This is a genomic window from Mesorhizobium sp. WSM1293 (assembly GCF_000513875.1).
Lineage (GTDB): Bacteria > Pseudomonadota > Alphaproteobacteria > Rhizobiales > Rhizobiaceae > Mesorhizobium > Mesorhizobium ciceri.
The window spans coordinates 771161-787301 of the sequence record NZ_AZUV01000001.1; the positions used below are offsets into that span (position 1 = coordinate 771161).

Annotated in this window: 14 protein-coding genes and 1 pseudogene; 7 read left to right on the plus strand and 8 right to left on the minus strand. The window is 64.8% G+C overall.

Features of this window, described 5'->3' with window-relative positions:
- Positions 1-46: 46 nt before the first annotated feature.
- From M729_RS0103850 to M729_RS0103860, 3 genes are read left to right on the plus strand one after another with little or no spacing between them, the layout of a single operon-like run.
- A complete protein-coding gene (locus M729_RS0103850) occupies positions 47-4159 on the plus strand; it encodes a Pls/PosA family non-ribosomal peptide synthetase (RefSeq protein ID WP_027160802.1) in 4113 nt (1370 codons plus the stop codon).
- The gene (locus M729_RS0103855; RefSeq protein ID WP_198032076.1) at positions 4156-4605 is read left to right on the plus strand and encodes a GNAT family N-acetyltransferase; all 450 of its coding nucleotides are present in this window, start codon (positions 4156-4158) and stop codon (positions 4603-4605) included. The genes M729_RS0103850 and M729_RS0103855 overlap by 4 nt, the downstream gene beginning before the upstream one ends.
- A gap of 47 nt (positions 4606-4652) precedes the next feature.
- Entirely contained in the window at positions 4653-5258 is a 606-nt protein-coding gene (locus M729_RS0103860) for a 4'-phosphopantetheinyl transferase superfamily protein (protein ID WP_050596193.1), read from the plus strand.
- 9 nt (positions 5259-5267) lie between these two features.
- Here M729_RS0103860 and M729_RS0103865 read toward each other — a convergent pair whose 3' ends face one another.
- Positions 5268-6380 (minus strand): KamA family radical SAM protein, encoded by a 1113-nt coding sequence (locus tag M729_RS0103865; protein ID WP_027160805.1) that lies wholly within the window; start codon positions 6378-6380, stop codon positions 5268-5270.
- A gap of 159 nt (positions 6381-6539) precedes the next feature.
- On the opposite strand from M729_RS0103865, the gene M729_RS0103870 reads away from it, so the two are divergent.
- On the plus strand, positions 6540-7475 hold the full coding sequence (locus tag M729_RS0103870; RefSeq protein WP_027160806.1) for a hypothetical protein: 936 nt from the start codon (positions 6540-6542) through the stop codon (positions 7473-7475).
- A gap of 28 nt (positions 7476-7503) precedes the next feature.
- On the opposite strand, the gene M729_RS0103875 is transcribed toward M729_RS0103870, so the two are convergent.
- From M729_RS0103875 to M729_RS0103885, 3 genes are all read right to left on the minus strand, one after another.
- On the minus strand, positions 7504-9060 hold the full coding sequence (locus M729_RS0103875; RefSeq protein WP_027160807.1) for a serine hydrolase: 1557 nt from the start codon (positions 9058-9060) through the stop codon (positions 7504-7506).
- Between the two features lie 141 nt (positions 9061-9201).
- Positions 9202-10092, minus strand: a complete 891-nt coding sequence (locus tag M729_RS0103880) for an NmrA family NAD(P)-binding protein (RefSeq protein WP_027160808.1) — start codon at positions 10090-10092, stop codon at positions 9202-9204.
- Complete coding sequence (locus M729_RS0103885; protein ID WP_013530655.1) at positions 10089-10271, minus strand: DUF1127 domain-containing protein; 183 nt, start codon at positions 10269-10271, stop codon at positions 10089-10091. Before M729_RS0103885 ends, M729_RS0103880 begins: the two co-directional genes overlap by 4 nt.
- 217 nt (positions 10272-10488) lie before the next feature.
- Between M729_RS0103885 and M729_RS0103895 the strand changes: the two genes are divergently transcribed.
- Positions 10489-11400, plus strand: coding sequence for a transcriptional regulator GcvA (locus tag M729_RS0103895; protein WP_013530654.1), 912 nt, complete (start codon positions 10489-10491; stop codon positions 11398-11400).
- Positions 11401-11452: 52 nt separating this feature from the next.
- On the opposite strand, the gene M729_RS0103900 is transcribed toward M729_RS0103895, so the two are convergent.
- Both M729_RS0103900 and M729_RS0103905 read right to left on the minus strand, forming a co-directional pair.
- A complete protein-coding gene (locus tag M729_RS0103900; protein WP_013530653.1) occupies positions 11453-11665 on the minus strand; it encodes a 4-oxalocrotonate tautomerase family protein in 213 nt (70 codons plus the stop codon).
- Positions 11666-11734: 69 nt separating this feature from the next.
- Positions 11735-12472: an SDR family oxidoreductase gene (locus tag M729_RS0103905; protein ID WP_013530652.1), complete on the minus strand. Its 738-nt coding sequence runs from the start codon at positions 12470-12472 to the stop codon at positions 11735-11737.
- Positions 12473-12572: 100 nt separating this feature from the next.
- Here M729_RS0103905 and M729_RS0103910 point away from each other — a divergent pair, with 100 nt between their 5' ends.
- A complete protein-coding gene (locus tag M729_RS0103910; protein ID WP_027160809.1) occupies positions 12573-13466 on the plus strand; it encodes a LysR family transcriptional regulator in 894 nt (297 codons plus the stop codon).
- Between the two features lie 24 nt (positions 13467-13490).
- Here the strand turns inward: M729_RS0103910 and M729_RS0103915 are convergent, their stop codons facing one another.
- Entirely contained in the window at positions 13491-14717 is a 1227-nt protein-coding gene (locus M729_RS0103915; protein ID WP_027160810.1) for a flavin-dependent oxidoreductase, read from the minus strand.
- Positions 14718-14780: 63 nt separating this feature from the next.
- Positions 14781-14897: pseudogene (locus tag M729_RS1000000139135) on the minus strand (transcriptional regulator); the annotation flags it as partial.
- Between the two features lie 72 nt (positions 14898-14969).
- Between M729_RS1000000139135 and M729_RS0103920 the strand changes: the two are divergent.
- Positions 14970-15995, plus strand: coding sequence for a GlxA family transcriptional regulator (locus M729_RS0103920; protein ID WP_027160811.1), 1026 nt, complete (start codon positions 14970-14972; stop codon positions 15993-15995).
- The last annotated feature ends 146 nt before the right edge of the window (positions 15996-16141 follow it).

Below are 16141 nucleotides of genomic sequence, written 5' to 3' on the forward strand. Positions count from 1 at the left end.
TGGAAAAATGGCCGTGCCGGGCAATGCCCGGCCTGGACGGGAAAGTATGGAAATGGATCACGGTGTCGATATCGCCGAACTGGACGCGGAACGATCGGGGCTGGAAAGCGGCCCGGCAGGTGTCGCTGCGCTGGTAAGAACGGCTCCCGCGACAGCCAGGCGCGGGCAAATCCTGACGGGCGCCGACTTTGCCCGCCAAGGCTTGCCCGGCGAGCGGCTCGACACCGTCTTCGAACAGCTCGCCGAAACGTTCGCAGCGCTGCCGGCGGTGATCTCCGATGGGCGTGTCTGGACCTATCGTGAACTGGACAGCCGGGCCAACCAGTTCGCCCGCCTGCTGGTCAAGCGCGGCGTGAAGCCGGGCGACCGCATCGGGCTCATCCTCGACCGCTCGGCGGAGACCTATGTCGCGCTGCTCGCCGTGATGAAGGCGGGCGCTGCCTTCGTGCCGCTGGCGACCGCCTTTCCCGAGGAGCGGATGGCGCTCATCATCGAAGACGCCGGCGTCAGCCTGATCGTCACCATCGCCGCCTATGCGTCGCGGGCCGGTCAACTGCCGGTCCCGCATCTGCTGATCGACAGCACTGCTGCCGAAATCACCAAACAGCCCGACGCGCCGCTGCAGCCGCATGCGAAGGCCGCTTCAGCGGACGACACCTGCTACATCCTCTACACGTCGGGCACCACCGGCAAGCCCAAGGGCGTCGTCATCAAGCACCAGAGTTTCGTCAATTTCATCCGCGTCGCCGCCGCCTCCTACGGCTACCGGCCGGGCGACCGCGTCTACCAGGGCATGACGATCGCCTTCGACTTTTCCTCCGAAGAGATCTGGGTGCCGTTCGTCGCCGGCGCGACCGTGGTGCCCGCTCCTGGCCAGATGCCGCTGGTGGGCGAGGAACTCGCCGATTTCCTGCGGCTCCATGACATCACCTGCATCGCCTGCAGCCCGACGCTGCTGTCGTCGATGACATCGGATGTGCCCAGCCTGCGCACGCTGCTGGTCGGCGGCGAGGCCTGTCCGCACAATCTGGTGGTGCGCTGGTCGAAGCCGGGGCGGCAGATCCTGAACACCTATGGCCCGACCGAGGCGACCGTCACCGCCACCATGGGCGCGCTGACGCCGGACAGTCCCGTCACCATCGGCGCGCCGCTGCCGACCTACTCGATCGTCATCCTCGACGCTTCGCTGCCGCAGCTTGCCGAGCCGGGCGAACTGGGCGAGATCGGCATTGCCGGCATCGGGCTCGCGGTCGGCTATCTCAACAGGCCCGACCTGACCGAACAGAAATTCATCGCCGATTTCGTCGGCCTGCCGAACAACCCGTCCAAGCGCATCTACCGCACCGGCGACCTTGGCCGCATCAACGACCAAAGCGAGATCGAGTATAACGGCCGCATCGACACCCAGGTGAAGATCCGCGGCTACCGCATCGAGCTCGGCGAGATCGAGGCGGTGCTGCTCGACCAGCCCGAGATCGCTCAAGCCGCCGTCACCACCTGGGAGATCGAGCCCGGCCGCGTCGAACTCGTCGCCTATTTCGCAGCGAAGGCCGGCCAGACGGCGATCTCGCGCGCGGACCTCGCCAGGACGATGAAGCGGCGGCTGCCGGACTACATGGTGCCCTCCTATCTCGAGGAGCTGCCGGCGATCCCGATGACCGTTTCCAACAAGGTGGATTTGCGCCAGCTGCCGAAGCCGACAAGCGTACGGCTTTCGGGCGATCGCGCCATGGTCGCGCCCGCCAATGACGACGAGCGTTTCCTGGCCGACGCGCTGGCCGCGGTGCTGAAATTCGACGAAGTGTCCGTCGAGGACAATTTCTTCGACGATCTCGGCGCCAACTCGCTGCTGATGGCGCATTTCTGCGCCCGTGTGCGCACCAGGAAGGAATGGGCGACGGCGTCGATGCGCGACATCTACCTCCACCCGACCGTGGCGCGGCTGGCGCTGCATCTGGGCGTAGCGGACGAGATGACGACGGCCACCAACGAGCCCGTCCTCACGCGGCGGGCTTCGAATCTTGCCTATTGGACCTGCGGCGCCGCACAGCTGATGTTCTACGGGCTCTACAGTTATGGCGCCCTGTGGGCGATCAACGGCGGCCTCAACTGGATGTATGACGCGCTCGACGATCCGCTGCAGCTGTACATCAGGTGCGTGGCGCTTTCGGCCGCCGTGTTCTTCGGCATGTCGGGCTTTGCCGTCCTCGCCAAATGGGTGCTCGTCGGCCGCTGGAAGGCGGAGGCGTTTCCCATCTGGGGCGTGCGTTACTTCCGCTTCTGGGTGGTCAAGACGTTGATCCGCACCGCGCCCGTCGTGCTGTTCCGCGGCAGCCCGCTCTACAGCATCTACCTGCAGCTTCTCGGCACCAGGCTCGGCAAGAACGCCGTCATCGAATCGAAATCCGTGCCCGTCTGCACCGATCTCATCTCGATCGGCGCCAACACCATCCTGCGCAAGGAATCGATGATCCTCGGTTTCCGGGCCCAGTCCGGCTATATCCACACCGGGCCGCTGACCATTGGCCGCGATGCCTTTGTCGGCGTCGGCTCGACGCTCGACATCGACACCAGGATCGGCGACGGCGCCCAGCTCGGCCATTCGTCCTCGCTGCACCGCGGCCAAAGCATCCCCGACGGCGAACGCTGGCATGGGTCGCCGGCCGTGCCGACCACGGCCGACTATTGCAAGGTGCGCAATGTCGATCCGTCCAACATCCGGCGCTTCCTGTTCGAAGCGGTTCAGCTGATCGGCCTGTTTGCCATCGTCACCCCCTTGCCGCTCCTGTTCCACAGCTATTGGGAAAATGTCGGCGACGACTACCAGGAAACCATCGGCGTCGTCGCGATCGGCACCACGGTGACGCTGTTCGGCTACATGGCCGCATCCTTCCTGGCGGCGACGCTGGTGCCGCGCCTGGTCAGCCTGCTGTTGAAACCAGGCCGCACCTACACACTGTACGGCTTCCGCTACTGGCTGCAGACCGTCGCTGAATTCTCCAGCAATTCCCGCGTGCTCGGCCTGCTGGCCGGCGACAGCTCGGCCATCGTGCACTACATGCGAGCGATCGGCTGGAACCTCAACAAGGTGGTGCAGACCGGCTCCAATTTCGGCTCCAACCAGCAGCACGAAAACCCGCTTCTGTGCGAGATCGGCACCGAGACCATGGTGTCGGACGGGCTGTTCATGATCAACATGCACAAATCCGCCGCCGCCTTCAGGCTCGAGCCGACGAGAATCGGCGAGCGCAATTATCTCGGCAACAACATCTACTATCCGCCGGACGGCCGCACCGGCGACAACGTCCTGCTCGGCACCAAGGTGATGATCCCCATCGACGGGCCGCTGCGCGAGAATGTCGGGCTTCTGGGTTCGCCTGCCTTTGAAATCCCGCGCATGGTGAACCGCGACAAGGAACTCATCGCCGGCATCGACGAGGACGACCGGCGCCGGCGCATCCCGTTGAAGAACCGCCACAACCTGGTGACGATCCTGCTGTTCGTGGCAACGCAATGGGTCATGCTGTTCGCCACGCTGGCGATCTGGGACCGGGCGCTGAACTACTATACCGAATGGGCTGAAGTCGCACTGTTCGTCGCCGTGCTGCTGACCTCGGCGATCACCATTCCCTTCTACATCTTCGTGGAACGGGCAAGCCTCGGTTTCGGCAGGCTGAAGCCGCAGATGACGACGATCTATGACGTGGCGTTCTGGCGCCATGAACGCCACTGGAAGCTGGCGGACTCGCCGATCGTGCGGCTGTTCGCCGGCACGCCGTTCCGGCCGATGATCCTGCGCATGCTGGGCGTCAGGATCGGCAGCCGTGTCTATGACGGCGGCAGCAATCTGACCGAACGCTCGCTGGTGGAGATCGGCGACGACGCCACCCTCAACGAGGGCTGCGTCATCCAGGCCCATTCGCTGGAGGAAGGCGCCTTCAAGTCCGACTTCATCCGCATCGGCAAGGGCTGCACGCTCGGACCCTCCGCCTTTGTCCACTACGGCGTCGTCATGGGCGAAGGCTCGGTGGTCGATGTCGACTCCTTCGTCATGAAGGGCGAAGAGCTGGAGCCCAACTCGATCTGGCGCGGCAACCCGGCCAAGCTGCATCGCTTCGTCGAGCCGATCACCGAGTCCTCGGCCAAGGCATCGGCTTGAACACCGAGGACATCCGTCTCGTTGCCGTGACCAGGGCCAACCGCGCCCTGGTCGCGGCCCTGGAACTGGCTCCGGAGCAGAGGGATTTCGTCGCCAGCAATTCGGAGTCCCTCGAAGAAGCCGAAACCGACGAAGACGCGCGGCCGCGCGCCATCATGGCCGGGACCCGTGTCGTCGGTTTCCTGATGTACGATGCGTCGGACAACGAGGCGCTGGTCTACCGCTTCATGATCGACCGCGCCCACCAGGGCAAAGGCTATGGCAAGGCCGCATTGCGCGCCTTGCTCGACGAGATCGGTAATCTCGACCATATCAGGGAGGTTTCGATCTGCTACGAGCCCGAGAACGAGGCCGCGCGCCACCTCTATCGCGGCGCCGGCTTCGTGGAACAAGGCATCGACGAGGACGGAGAAATGATCGCCGTCCTGCCGATGGTCGATCGTTGACGCCGCCCGCTGCGAATTCATCGGAGGAAACGACCCTGCTGGAGGCTATGGCCGCGATCGCGCCGAGCGGTGTCCGGATCGGATGCCGCCGGATCCGCGAAGGCGATGAAGCCCATCTGCTGCCTGGGGAAGCGCATTCCATCCCCGCGCGCCAGCCTGGCATGCGGCGCGCCAGCGGCGCGGCCCGGTGGATCGCGCACGGACTGCTGGCGGAGCTTGGCGTCGGCGACGCCGCCATCCTGCGCACGCCGTCCGGCGCGCCTGTCTGGCCCGAGGGAATAATGGGTTCGCTCGCGCACGACGACGACATGGCGGTAGCGGCGGTTGCACCGATTGGCGATATTGCCTCGCTCGGCATCGACGTCGAGCCCGCGCAGCCTCTCCCGGACGACATTTTGGCACTCGTGACAACATTTGCGGACCGGACGGACGCAGCCGACCGGCATCTTGCCGGCCGCATCCTCTTTGCCGCCAAGGAAGCCGTCTACAAGGCCGTCTATCCGCTCGATCGCGAGGTGCTGGGCTATGAGGACATCACCGTCGACCTGAACGCAGGCCACGCGACGACGAAGACAGGCCGCAAGGCCAGGCTCGCCTACTGCGTTGCCCCGCGCGTGGTGGTGCTGGCGTTTGTCGAGAAAGACAGGGGTTAGCGCGCAGTCCTATTCGCCAACGATCTCCGTATACGCCCTCACCTCGCCATCCAGCCCGCGCAGCCGCCAGTTCTCGCCGTCCCGTCCCTCGACATGGCAAGGCCCGATCGGCACCTTGCCGCCGCCTTCCGGCAGGTCGAGCACATAGACGGGGTTGCAGATGCCCGACAGCCGCGCGCGCAGCGCTTCAGCCAGCGCCTGCCCCTGCGCAATCGTCGTGCGCCGGTGCGCCATGCCGCGCGCGAGGTCGCCATGGTGCAGGTAATAGGGTTTGACGCCGAGGCGATACATCAGCTCGCGGCAGAGCTCCTCCAGCGCCTCGACGCTGTCGTTGACGCCTTTGAGCAGAACGCTCTGGTTGAGCAGCACGAAGCCGGCTTGCCGCAGCGTGCGGCAGGCGGTTTCCGTGGCCTGAGTGATTTCCCGCGCGTGGTTGAAATGGGTGACGATGGTGACCATCAGCCGGCCCTGCAGGGCCGCAACCAGCCCCGGCGTGATGCGCGACGGCAGCGCCACCGGAACGCGCGTGTGGATGCGCAGCAGCCGCACATGCGCGATCGCTTCGATGCGCGCGCGGATTTCGGCCAGCGCCTTGTCGGGCAGCGACAGCGGATCGCCGCCGGTCAGGATCACCTCGCGGATTTCGGGGTGATCCGCGATATAGGCCAGCGCCGGCTCCAGCGCCTCGCGCGTATAACCCCTGCCGATCGAGGTCAGCGATTCCTTGCGGAAGCAGAACCGGCAATAGACCGCGCATTGGTAGGTCGGGAACAACAGCACCCGGTCGGCATGGCGATGCGTCAAGCGCGGCACCGGGCTGAAGTCATGGTCGGCGATCGGATCGTCGAGTTCGCCTTCCGCTTCCTCAAGTTCTTGCGGAGACGGGATGACCTGCGCCCGGATCGGATCAGCCGGGTCGTTCCAGTCGATCAGGTCGAGATAGGCTTTGGGCGCGCGCACCTTGTGGTTCGCCGCCGCGGCCTGGGCGGCTGCGCGCTCGGCTGACGACAGCGGGAGGCGGTCAAGGTCGCGGACGTGGCGCACCCCGGCGCGGACGTCCGCCTGCCAGGCGGTGTCAGGATCGGCGGAGCGTGCATCGTGGAGGTTCGTGTCTGAAGTCATCAGGGTTCTCGGGGCAGTTTCTGGCGGAGCTATCGGCCGGATGGCCAGGCGGGTCAACCTTCTGGGGTGGTCGCCGCCATCAAATCCACCGCCTGCAAATCCGTAGGTATTTAGCCAAAATGGCACTATTCTGCGCAGTCTGGGCTTCAGGGAAAACGAATGGACTTCAGCACAGGCCATGGTTACCTGCTCATCGGCGGCCTCATCCTCGTCGGTACTGGGCTGCTCATCCTGTCGCTGATCGTCAATCTGCGCGTCGCCCACAGTGTGCGCGACGACGTGCGTCATCGCGAAAAGCTGCTGGAATACTACCGTAACATCTTCTCGCAGTTGGGCGTGATCCTGATCGGCATCGGCGTGTCGCTGTTCATCTTCTTTTTCCAGCAGAATTACCAGGACCAGCGCAGACGCGAAACGGATCTCCAGCAGGTTCTGGCCAAGCTGGCGGCGCGCATCGCTCGCGGCGCTCCCCTCGTCGAGTCACTTGGCGAATTCGACGCGCTGCTGGATGACGGCGGGGCCTACGTTAGTCCCGAACTTGGTGGAACCAACGCCGCCATCGGCGCGCAGGGAGCGGAGCTTGGCAAGCAGATCCGCGAAATCCTGCTGGTTGAGCGCGACGTCGACATCCGGGACTTCGACATCCTCAACCTGTCGCGCGATTTCGAGTCGTCGTTCGTCGTCAACGAGCTCGATCCGACGCTATGGTTCGACATCGTGCGCGACGAGAGCGAGATCAAATATGCCATCACCCAACTCACCCTCGACTACAAGGACCTGCAGGATGCGATCGGCGGCGAGCCGATCGAGGTTGCGATCGCCAATCCTGAAACCGAGCGCAAGATCAAGCACGAGGTGCTCGACATCTTCTACGATGCCGACCTCTTGCGCCAGCGCAGCAGGCGATTTCTCGGCCGTGCGTGCTGGCTTCTCAGCCACGGACGCAGCTTTGTCAGTCTTGCACCGGTCGAGGCGATCGAAGCCGACGCGAGGTCACATCAGGAATGGATCGACAGATCGAAGCCCTCGCTGGCACAGACGAAATCGGGCAACGGCGATTGCTTCAAACTGCTCCGATACGGCCCGGCATCCTGACTCCCGGCGGGACCGGTCGATTTGGAAGTCAGTCCCCCACACGTTGCAGCGTGCCGAGATGATTGTCGTCGAGAAAACCTACAGTCATGGCCGACGCCTTGCCGTCAGCGCCGACCACGAAACTTACACCCGAGGGGCTGTCCGGCGTCTCCGCGTCGGGGAAGGTCAGGAAAAGATCACCGTCGAAATGCCTCAATGAATAGGACCGGCCGGCGGCCGGGCCTACCTTGAGTACAAGGTCGTCTCCCGCTTTCGACACAATCGCGTCGCCGATGAAGTCGTTGGCGTACCGGCCAGCATAGACACTGCCCGGCCCGGCTCGCCGTGACGGAGACGGCGGCGCGGCATAGGCGGCCTTGGCAGCCGCGACCGCCGGACCGAACAGGCCCGCATAGATATCATTCCACGCCTTGACCCAGTCCTTCTCGACCTTACCGTCGAAGACGAGATCGGCGAAGCTGTCGGACAATCCCTCCGGCAGGCCAGTCGGAAAGGCGTTGGCGACGATGACTATGCCCAGCTTTTCCTTTGGGAAGACTGTCACCAGGGTACGCGCGCCGACGCTGAAAGCGCCGGCGTGGCCCCAGCTCAGGCCGTGTCGGCCGAATTCGACATTCCAGCCGAGGCCGTAGAACGATGCGCCGCCGGAGACGGGGTTGTTGCCGCGCGCTATCAGCGGAACATGCGTCTGGCTTAGCGCATCGGCGGCAATCAGTGTCTTGCCGGCATAAACGCCGTTGTGGAGGATGAGGCGCACCCATTGCGAGAGATCACGTGCCGTAGAGCTGACGCCGCCGGCGGGCGCCTGCGCATCCGGATCGCGCTCTATCCTCGCTGCCCAGGCGCCATCGACCTTGACGTGAAGCGCGGCGCGGTTGGTTCGCTTGACGAAGTCCGAATGGCGGGAACTCGTGGAGGCCATGCCCAGCGGACGGTAGAGCTTCTCCTCGGCGACCTGCTCCCAGGGCTTTCCCGTCGGTGTCGCGGCTGCCACGGCACCCTCTGTCAATCCGAAATTGCTGTAAGAATACCCGGCCCGAAAGCTCGACGATGGCGGCACGAACCGCAGGCGATGCAGGATCTCGACGCGGTCGTAGCCAATGTCCTCGAGGTCGTCTCCGGCGGTGCCTGGAAGCCCGCTGCGATGCGAAAACAGGTCACGGACGGTGAGCTGGCTTGCCGGATAAGGATCGGCCAACCTGAAGGCCGGATCGAGATCGGCGATCTTCGAATCCCAGGACACGATCCTGTCGCTAACCAACGCCGCTACGACGGTGGCGGAAACCGGCTTGGAAAGGGAGGCGATCTGGAACACCGTGTCGGCGTCGACGGTCTCAGGCTTGCCGGCCTCGCGATGCCCAAAACCCTTGAGGAAGATCACCTCGTCATCGCGCACGACGCCGATGGCGAGCCCGGGTACGGCACCGTCCGCGACGGCGGCTTCGGCAAGCGCTTCGAGCTTCGACAGGGCAGCAGTGATGCGCTCGGGCGTGAGGCTATCGGCCGGCGCCGCGTGCGGCCAAAGCGCCATTGCGGCGATGAAGACCCAAACCCTCCACTGACAGAGATTCCGATTCAGCCGCATGCACAAGCCTCCTCCTAGGAATTCACATGACCATGATACAGGCCCGCACGGGTGAGGCCAGCCCTTCTCGGGCGGCTCACGCCGCGAGCCGGATTCATCGGCCGCGCCGACGACGTCAGCTTCAGCGCCGCGCTCCTGTTCCTACCGCCCAGCGGCGTCCGCCATCGCAACAAAGGCGCTCTCGATGGTCTCGAAAGCCAGCTCCGGATACAGCACCCCGGCTTCCGGCGTGGCCGTCTCGAGCGCGGTCTCGCCGCGTATCCAGAATGCCCGCAGCAGTCCAAGCCAGGGGGCTGACGCGATCATCGCCTCAAGCTCCGCCGCACTCTGAGGCACGATGCGCGGCGAGCGGCCGCTCACCCGGCGCCACAGATCGATCATTTCGTTCTGGGTGATCTTGTTTCGGGCGATGCGGATCTCGCTGCGGTTGGCCTTGGGATCGTTCAGCGCGCGCAAGGTGACGGCGGCGATGTCCTTCTCGCTGACAAACGTCGCCGGCACATTGCCGTCGCCATAAAGTGTCACCTCATCGGGCGGCAAGGGCGACGAGCCAAAGCGCATCAGATCGCCCAGCGTCGCCACCCAGGTCGAAAAGAAGCCGTTGGTGTAGATCACCGTGTAGGGCAGATCGGCTTGCCTGATCGCGTCGAACACGCCTCGCTTGAGATCGAGCGGCGGGATCGAGCCCGGGGCGGCGGCGGCGAAGTCGAGGCCGAAGCCGGCGGAAGGCACATAGCGGGAAACGCCGGCATCCCTCAGCGCCCGCACCAGCGTCATCTCGCTGGCCGAATGCACATGCACCGAGCTGATGACGCGGTCCACCGCACTGGCGGCGCGGACAAGGCTGTCATAGTCGTCGAGATCGCCGACGTGGATTTTGGCGCCGAGCTCCTTCAGCGAATGCAGCCGCTCTTCATCGCCGGCTGTTGCCGGACGAACCAGAACGTGCAGGCGATCGCCATTGCGGGCGCTGGCCTTCGCCATCTCGCTGCCCAGCAGCCCCGTCGCGCCGATGATCAGGGTGCTGGTCATATCGACCTCCCATTGCGCAGGATGGAGCCGTCCCAGTCGCGCTCGAATCCGATGTCGTGCAAGCGATGGTTCGAGAAGCGTGAAACTTGGCGCAGCATGCGGCGGCGCTCGACGACTGCAGAGGCTCTGAGTGCAAGACCGCTCGTCGCGGCGCTGATGGATTCGAGAATCGGTTTCATGGTTCGTCTCCTGTGGTTCAGTAGGCGCAAGCGTGCCGACGCCGTCCGCAAGGGGACAAGCATGACGATTGCTCACACTGTTTCTGGTCGTTCAGCGCAGCGGCGAGATGGGAAAGCCGATCAATATCCGCTGCTACCCCTATAGATTGGACATTTCCGGGCTGGACGACAAACGACTCTTTGTGCAGGATTTGTGAGCAACACTCACAGGTGGACCATGCCGCGCAGACTGCCGCCCCTCACTGCCTTGCCCGCCTTCGAGGCCGCCGCCAGGCATCTGAGTTTTTCCAAGGCGGCGGGTGAGCTCAACGTCACCCATGGCGCGGTCAGCCGCGCCATCCGCAACATCGAGGACAGACTGGGCATCCAACTTTTCGATCGGGGAACGAGGTCCGTGCGCCTGACGTCGGTCGGCGCGGCCTACGCATCGGAAGTCAGGACGGCGCTGGACCAGATCGCCGCCGCCACCATCGCCGCCACGCCCGACCGCACGGCAGGCATCCTGAATGTCAGCACATCGGACGGTTTTGCCGGCCGCTGGCTGGTGCCGAGGCTGCATCGCTTCCACCGCGCAAACGCCGACATCGACGTGCGGCTGTCGACCTCGGGCGTGCTTTCCGATTTCGTCAGCGACGGCATCGACATCGCCATCCGCTACGGCAAGGGCGGCTATACCGGGGTGACGGCGGAGTTTCTCGCTGATGAAGAGGTCTTCCCGGTCTGCAGCCCGGAACTGCTGCAAGGCGAACATCCGCTGCGCCAGCCCGGGGATCTCCGGCATCACAAGCTGATCCACGACGCCTTTCGCATCGACTGGGCAACATGGCTGCAACAGGCCGGCGTGGACGGCATCGATCCCAAGCGCGGCGTGCGCTTCGATTCCGCCACCTTCGCCGTCGAAGCCGCGGTGCATGGCGAAGGCGTGTTGCTCGGCCGAAGCGCGCTGGTCTCGGCCGACCTCGCTGCGGGGCGGCTGGTTCGTCCCTTCGATCTCGCGCTGAAATCCGCCTCGCGCTACTACGTCGTCTACCGTGACGGCGCGCTGCGCCAGAAAAAGATCAAGGCGTTCCGCGACTGGCTGTTTGCCGAAGTGGCCGCCGACTGGGTCGGTGCGACGAAGGATGGCTGATGCGGCAAGGGTTCAATTTGTGAAAGGCACCTCTTCGAGGTCTAGCCCTGCACTACTCCTTCGCGCGAAAAACTTCCGGCACGACGAACACTTCGTCGGCCCGGCCATAGCCTCCGTCGGCGACCTCCTCGACCAGCACCATCGTGTAGGGGCGCACGCCCTCACCGAAAAAGTCCACGAACATCGCGGTCGTTCGATGGATGAGGTCTTCCTTCTGCGCTTTAGAGAGGGCCGCTTGCGGTAGCTTGATGTTGGCGAATGGCATGATGTTTCCTTAGCTTTTCGAGTGTGGAAGTCAGGCAGTCAGGAGAGCCAAGCCGGCCTGGTTGCCGCCTTAGACCACGCCGCCATTGGCGCGGATGATTTGCCCGTTGACCCAGAAGCTGTCCGGACCGGCCAGGAACGAGACCAGCCCGGCAATGTCGTCGGGCTGGCCGAGCCGGCCGAGCGGGATCATCTTGCCGATGGCCTCGATCTGCGCCTCGCTCTTGCCGTCCGTGAACAGCGCGGTCTCGATCGGTCCGGGCGCCACCGCGTTGACGGTGACACGGCGCGCGCCAAGCTCCTTGGCCAGGATGTGGGTCATCGCCTCGACACCCGCCTTTGTGGCGGCGTAAACGCCGTAGCCCGACTGGTAGAGACCGACGACGCTGCTGGAAAAATTGACCATGCGGCCGCCGTCGCGAAGCCGGCGCGCACCTTCCCGCATGCCGCGAAACACGCCGCCGAGATTGATCGCGATCTGGGTGTCGAAGGAAGCATCGTCGGTCTGCGCGATCGGCGAAATCTTCATGATGCCGGCATTGTTGACGAGGATGTCGATGCCGCCGAACGCCTTCTCGCCGGCGTCGAACAGCACTGCGATGCCGTTCGGATTGGCGATATCGGCCTGCACGGCGATCGCCCTGCCGCCGCCGGTCTCGATCGCGCGGACCAGTTCTTCGGCCTCCGCGCGGCCCCGTGCGTAGTTGACGACAACGGCGACGCCGTCACGGGCGAGCCGCTGTGCGATGGCGGCGCCGATGCCTTTGGAGGCGCCGGTCACGATGGCGGTTCTGGTTTGATTTGTCATCGAAGTCTCTCCGTGTTGGTGACACGGATATAGGCCAAGCCGAATTCCGGATAATCATCCACCCATTGACATCACTATTCGGAAACTGCGAACAAAGAGCATGGATCGGCTGGACACGATGCGGCTCTTTGTTCGCGTTCTGGAGCGGCGCAGCTTCACCGCTGCCGCGGCCGATCTCGGCCTGCCGCGCTCAACCGCGACGGAAGCCATCCGGCGGCTGGAGGAGCATCTCGGCGCACGGCTGCTGGAACGAACGACGCGGCAGGTGAACGCCACCCAGAATGGTGAAGCCTACTATCGGCGCTGCCTGTCGATCCTGGCCGAGATCGAGGATGCCGAGGCCGCCTTCCGCAACGCCGAGCCTTTCGGCCTGCTGCGCATCGACGCCAGCACGCTGCTCACCCGCACATTCCTGTTGCCGCGCCTGCCGGAGTTTCTCGACCGCTATCCCCGCATCGACCTGCAGATCGGCCAGAGCGACCGGCTGGTCGATCTCGTGCGTGAAGGCGTGGACTGCGTGATCCGCGTCGGCGAGCCGCCCGACAGCGGCATGATCATGCGGCGGCTCGCGATGATCCGCGAGATCACCTGCGCCAGCCCCGCCTATCTCGAGCGCCACGGCACGCCCGCCTCCCCCGATGCGCTCGACGGTCACCAGGCGGTGGGCTTTGTCTCGTCGCGCACCGGAGAGACCCTTCCGTTCGAATTCACTGTCGCCGGCAATATCCGTGAGGTGCGGCTGCCCGGCCGCGTCACCGCCAACAATTCCGATACCGCCGCCGACCTGGCGCGGCTTGGCCTCGGCCTCATCCAGGCGCCGCGCTATCGCTTCGAGAAGGATCTTGCCGATGGGACGCTGGTCGAGGTGCTGGCCGACTACCCGCCATCGCCGACGCCGCTGTCGGCGCTCTACCCGCAGAACCGTCAGCTCTCGCCGCGCCTTCGCGTCTTCCTCGACTGGGCCTCGCGCATCTTCGCCGAGGCAAACCTGTAGCCTGCAAAAACGCGCCACTCGCGATCAATTCGGCTTTGCAAACCCGGCCAGGGACGCATAGCCGCGTACCACGCTTTTGCGTTCTTCGCGCGAAGCGACGGCGTCGATGTCATCAAACCCATGCGGCGCCCGGGCCTCGACCATGTCTATGACCGCTTCCGGTCCGCCTTGCCGATTGGCGAGCACGATGGCCGATGTGGCCGGCCGCCGCTCCCCGTCATACCGTGTTAGCGCGGCTTCGACGGTCGGTCCTGCGGCCAGATGCATCGCAAGGCAACCAGCGTCGAGTATTGCCTGGCTGGCTCCGTTCGACCCCACCGGGTACATGGGATGCGCCGCATCGCCGAGCAGCGTCACCCGCCCGAACGACCATCGTGGCAGCGGGTCGCGGTCGCAGTTCGGATATTCGTAGAAGCCATCCGTTGCCTGGATGATCGAGGCAGGATCGACAAAATCAAGCTGAAACCGGTCACGCACGAAGGGCAGCACATCGTCGATCACGCCCGGGCGGCTCCAGTCGCCGGGACGCAGCGGTGATGTGCCGCTATCACCGGTATTGGCCATCACCGCCCAGTTCGTCAGCCTGGTCTCTTCGCGATCCGGCTCGATCGGATAATAGACGAACTTGGCGAAATTGCCGCCGGCAACCGCCATGGTGCGCCCGTCGCTCCAGACCGGCCACGGCGTGGCGCCGCGCCACAGCATCGTGCCGTTCCAGATCGGCGGCCCTTCTTCGGGATAGAGCACGGCCCTGACGGCGGAATGGATCCCGTCGGCGCCTATGAGCAGGTCGCCATGGGCCTCGCCACGCGAGCCGTCATGCCGGCGGAAATGCGCCACGACCTCGCCCTCGTTCTGCTCGAAAGCATCGACACGGCTTGCCGTGCTGATGACGTCGCCGCCAAGCCTGTTCACCACGGCCCGGTGAATCAGCCCCAGCAGCCTGCCGCGATGAATGCTGATTTGCGGAACCTCATAGCCGGCATCGATGCCCCGCAATTCCTGCCATACGATCTGGCCGAAGCGGTTGGTGTAGACAAGCTCGCGTGTCCTCACGCCCTCCGCGTCGAGCGCCGGCATCAGCCCAAGCCCGGCCAGCGCCTTGACAGCGTGAGGCAGCATGTTGATGCCGACGCCAAGTTCGCGGATGTCGTCGGCCCGCTCGAAAAGTTCGACCTCGATGCCTGTCTCATGCAGGAACAGAGCAGTGGTGAGGCCGCCGATACCGGCCCCGGCGATCAATGCTTTCATCAGTCACTCCCTTGCCGTGAAAAGTCCCCCCGAGCCGGTCAGATGCCCGTCGACTTCGCGACGTCACGGCGATGCGCGTGGCCGGGGATATTCGAGTTGCATGGCGACGAAGTCTGCCGTGCGGGCACCATGGCGGGCAGCGATGGCACGCAGCGTTTCGTCCAGGACTTTTGCCGGTCTCCAGATGGCTTGACGACGAGGCTACCGGCGTTAGGTTTCGTCCGAAATGACATAAATCGGGCGAATACTGCCATGCGCAGGCACGTTGCCGTCGTCGTTCACCCCGGTTTCCAGCTTCTGGATGCGGCCGGGCCGACAACCGTCTTCGAGATTGCGGAGCGCTGCCGCCCGGACAGCTATGAGTTGGTTTTGCTGTCGCCCGGCGGCGGCGACGTTGAAAGCTCCTCTGGCCTGAAGCTTCTCACCAGACCTCTGCGCGACGGCCCTTTCGACACCGTCATCGTATCGGGCGGCGAAATCATCCGTTCCATCGAGGCGATGGAAGAGATCGTCGCCTGGTTGAGGCGGGTGCCGGCGCGGCGCACCACCAGCGTCTGCACCGGCGCGTACCTGCTGGCACGGGCGGGATTGCTCGACGGCCGCCGCGCCACCACGCACTGGGCCAGCAGTCACGACTTCCACCGCCGCTACCCGAAGGTCAGGCTGGATGCCGAGCGTATTTTCATCAGGGATGGCGACATCTGGACGTCGGCCGGCATCTCGGCCGGAATAGACCTGGCGCTTGCCCTCGTCGAAGATGACCTTGGCGCTGAAGTGGCGCGCCGCACCGCACAGCAGATCGTCATGCACCAGCGCCGGCCGGGCGGCCAGTCGCAATTCTCGGCCTTCGTCGAGCTGGGCGGGCGAACCGGCCGCTTCGCCGCGCTGATCGAGTGGGTGCGGGCAAACCTGGCCGAACCGCTGACCGTCGAATGCCTGGCCGATCACGCGGCCATGAGTCCCCGCAACTTCGCCCGCGCCTTCACGTCCGAGACCGGCTTCACGCCGGCAAAGGCGGTAGAGCGCATGCGCCTCGAGACGGCCCGCACGGCGATCGAGACCAGCCATCTCCCGCTTGAGCGCATCGCCGAAGCCGCCGGTTTTGGCGATCCCGGACGCATGCGGCGCGCCTTCCTGCGTACCCTTGGCCAGCCGCCGCAGGCGTTTCGGGCGGCCGCCGAACACAGGGAGCTTCAGCCGGGGCGGCCAAGCAGCGGCTCTGCCGGCTTAAGGGCCGTTCCGGTCCAAAAGCGGACAAAAGCGAATGAGCGCACTTGATCCAGACCGAAGTTTCACGAAAATCGACCCAAAGCCGGTTGCTGCCATTCAGTGCGCCACTTTCGGCCTGTTGGACTGGATATTGCGGCGCCTGGCCTAATCGCCGCAGATGACGAACCGGATAGCCATTATGAGGAGACTGTTTA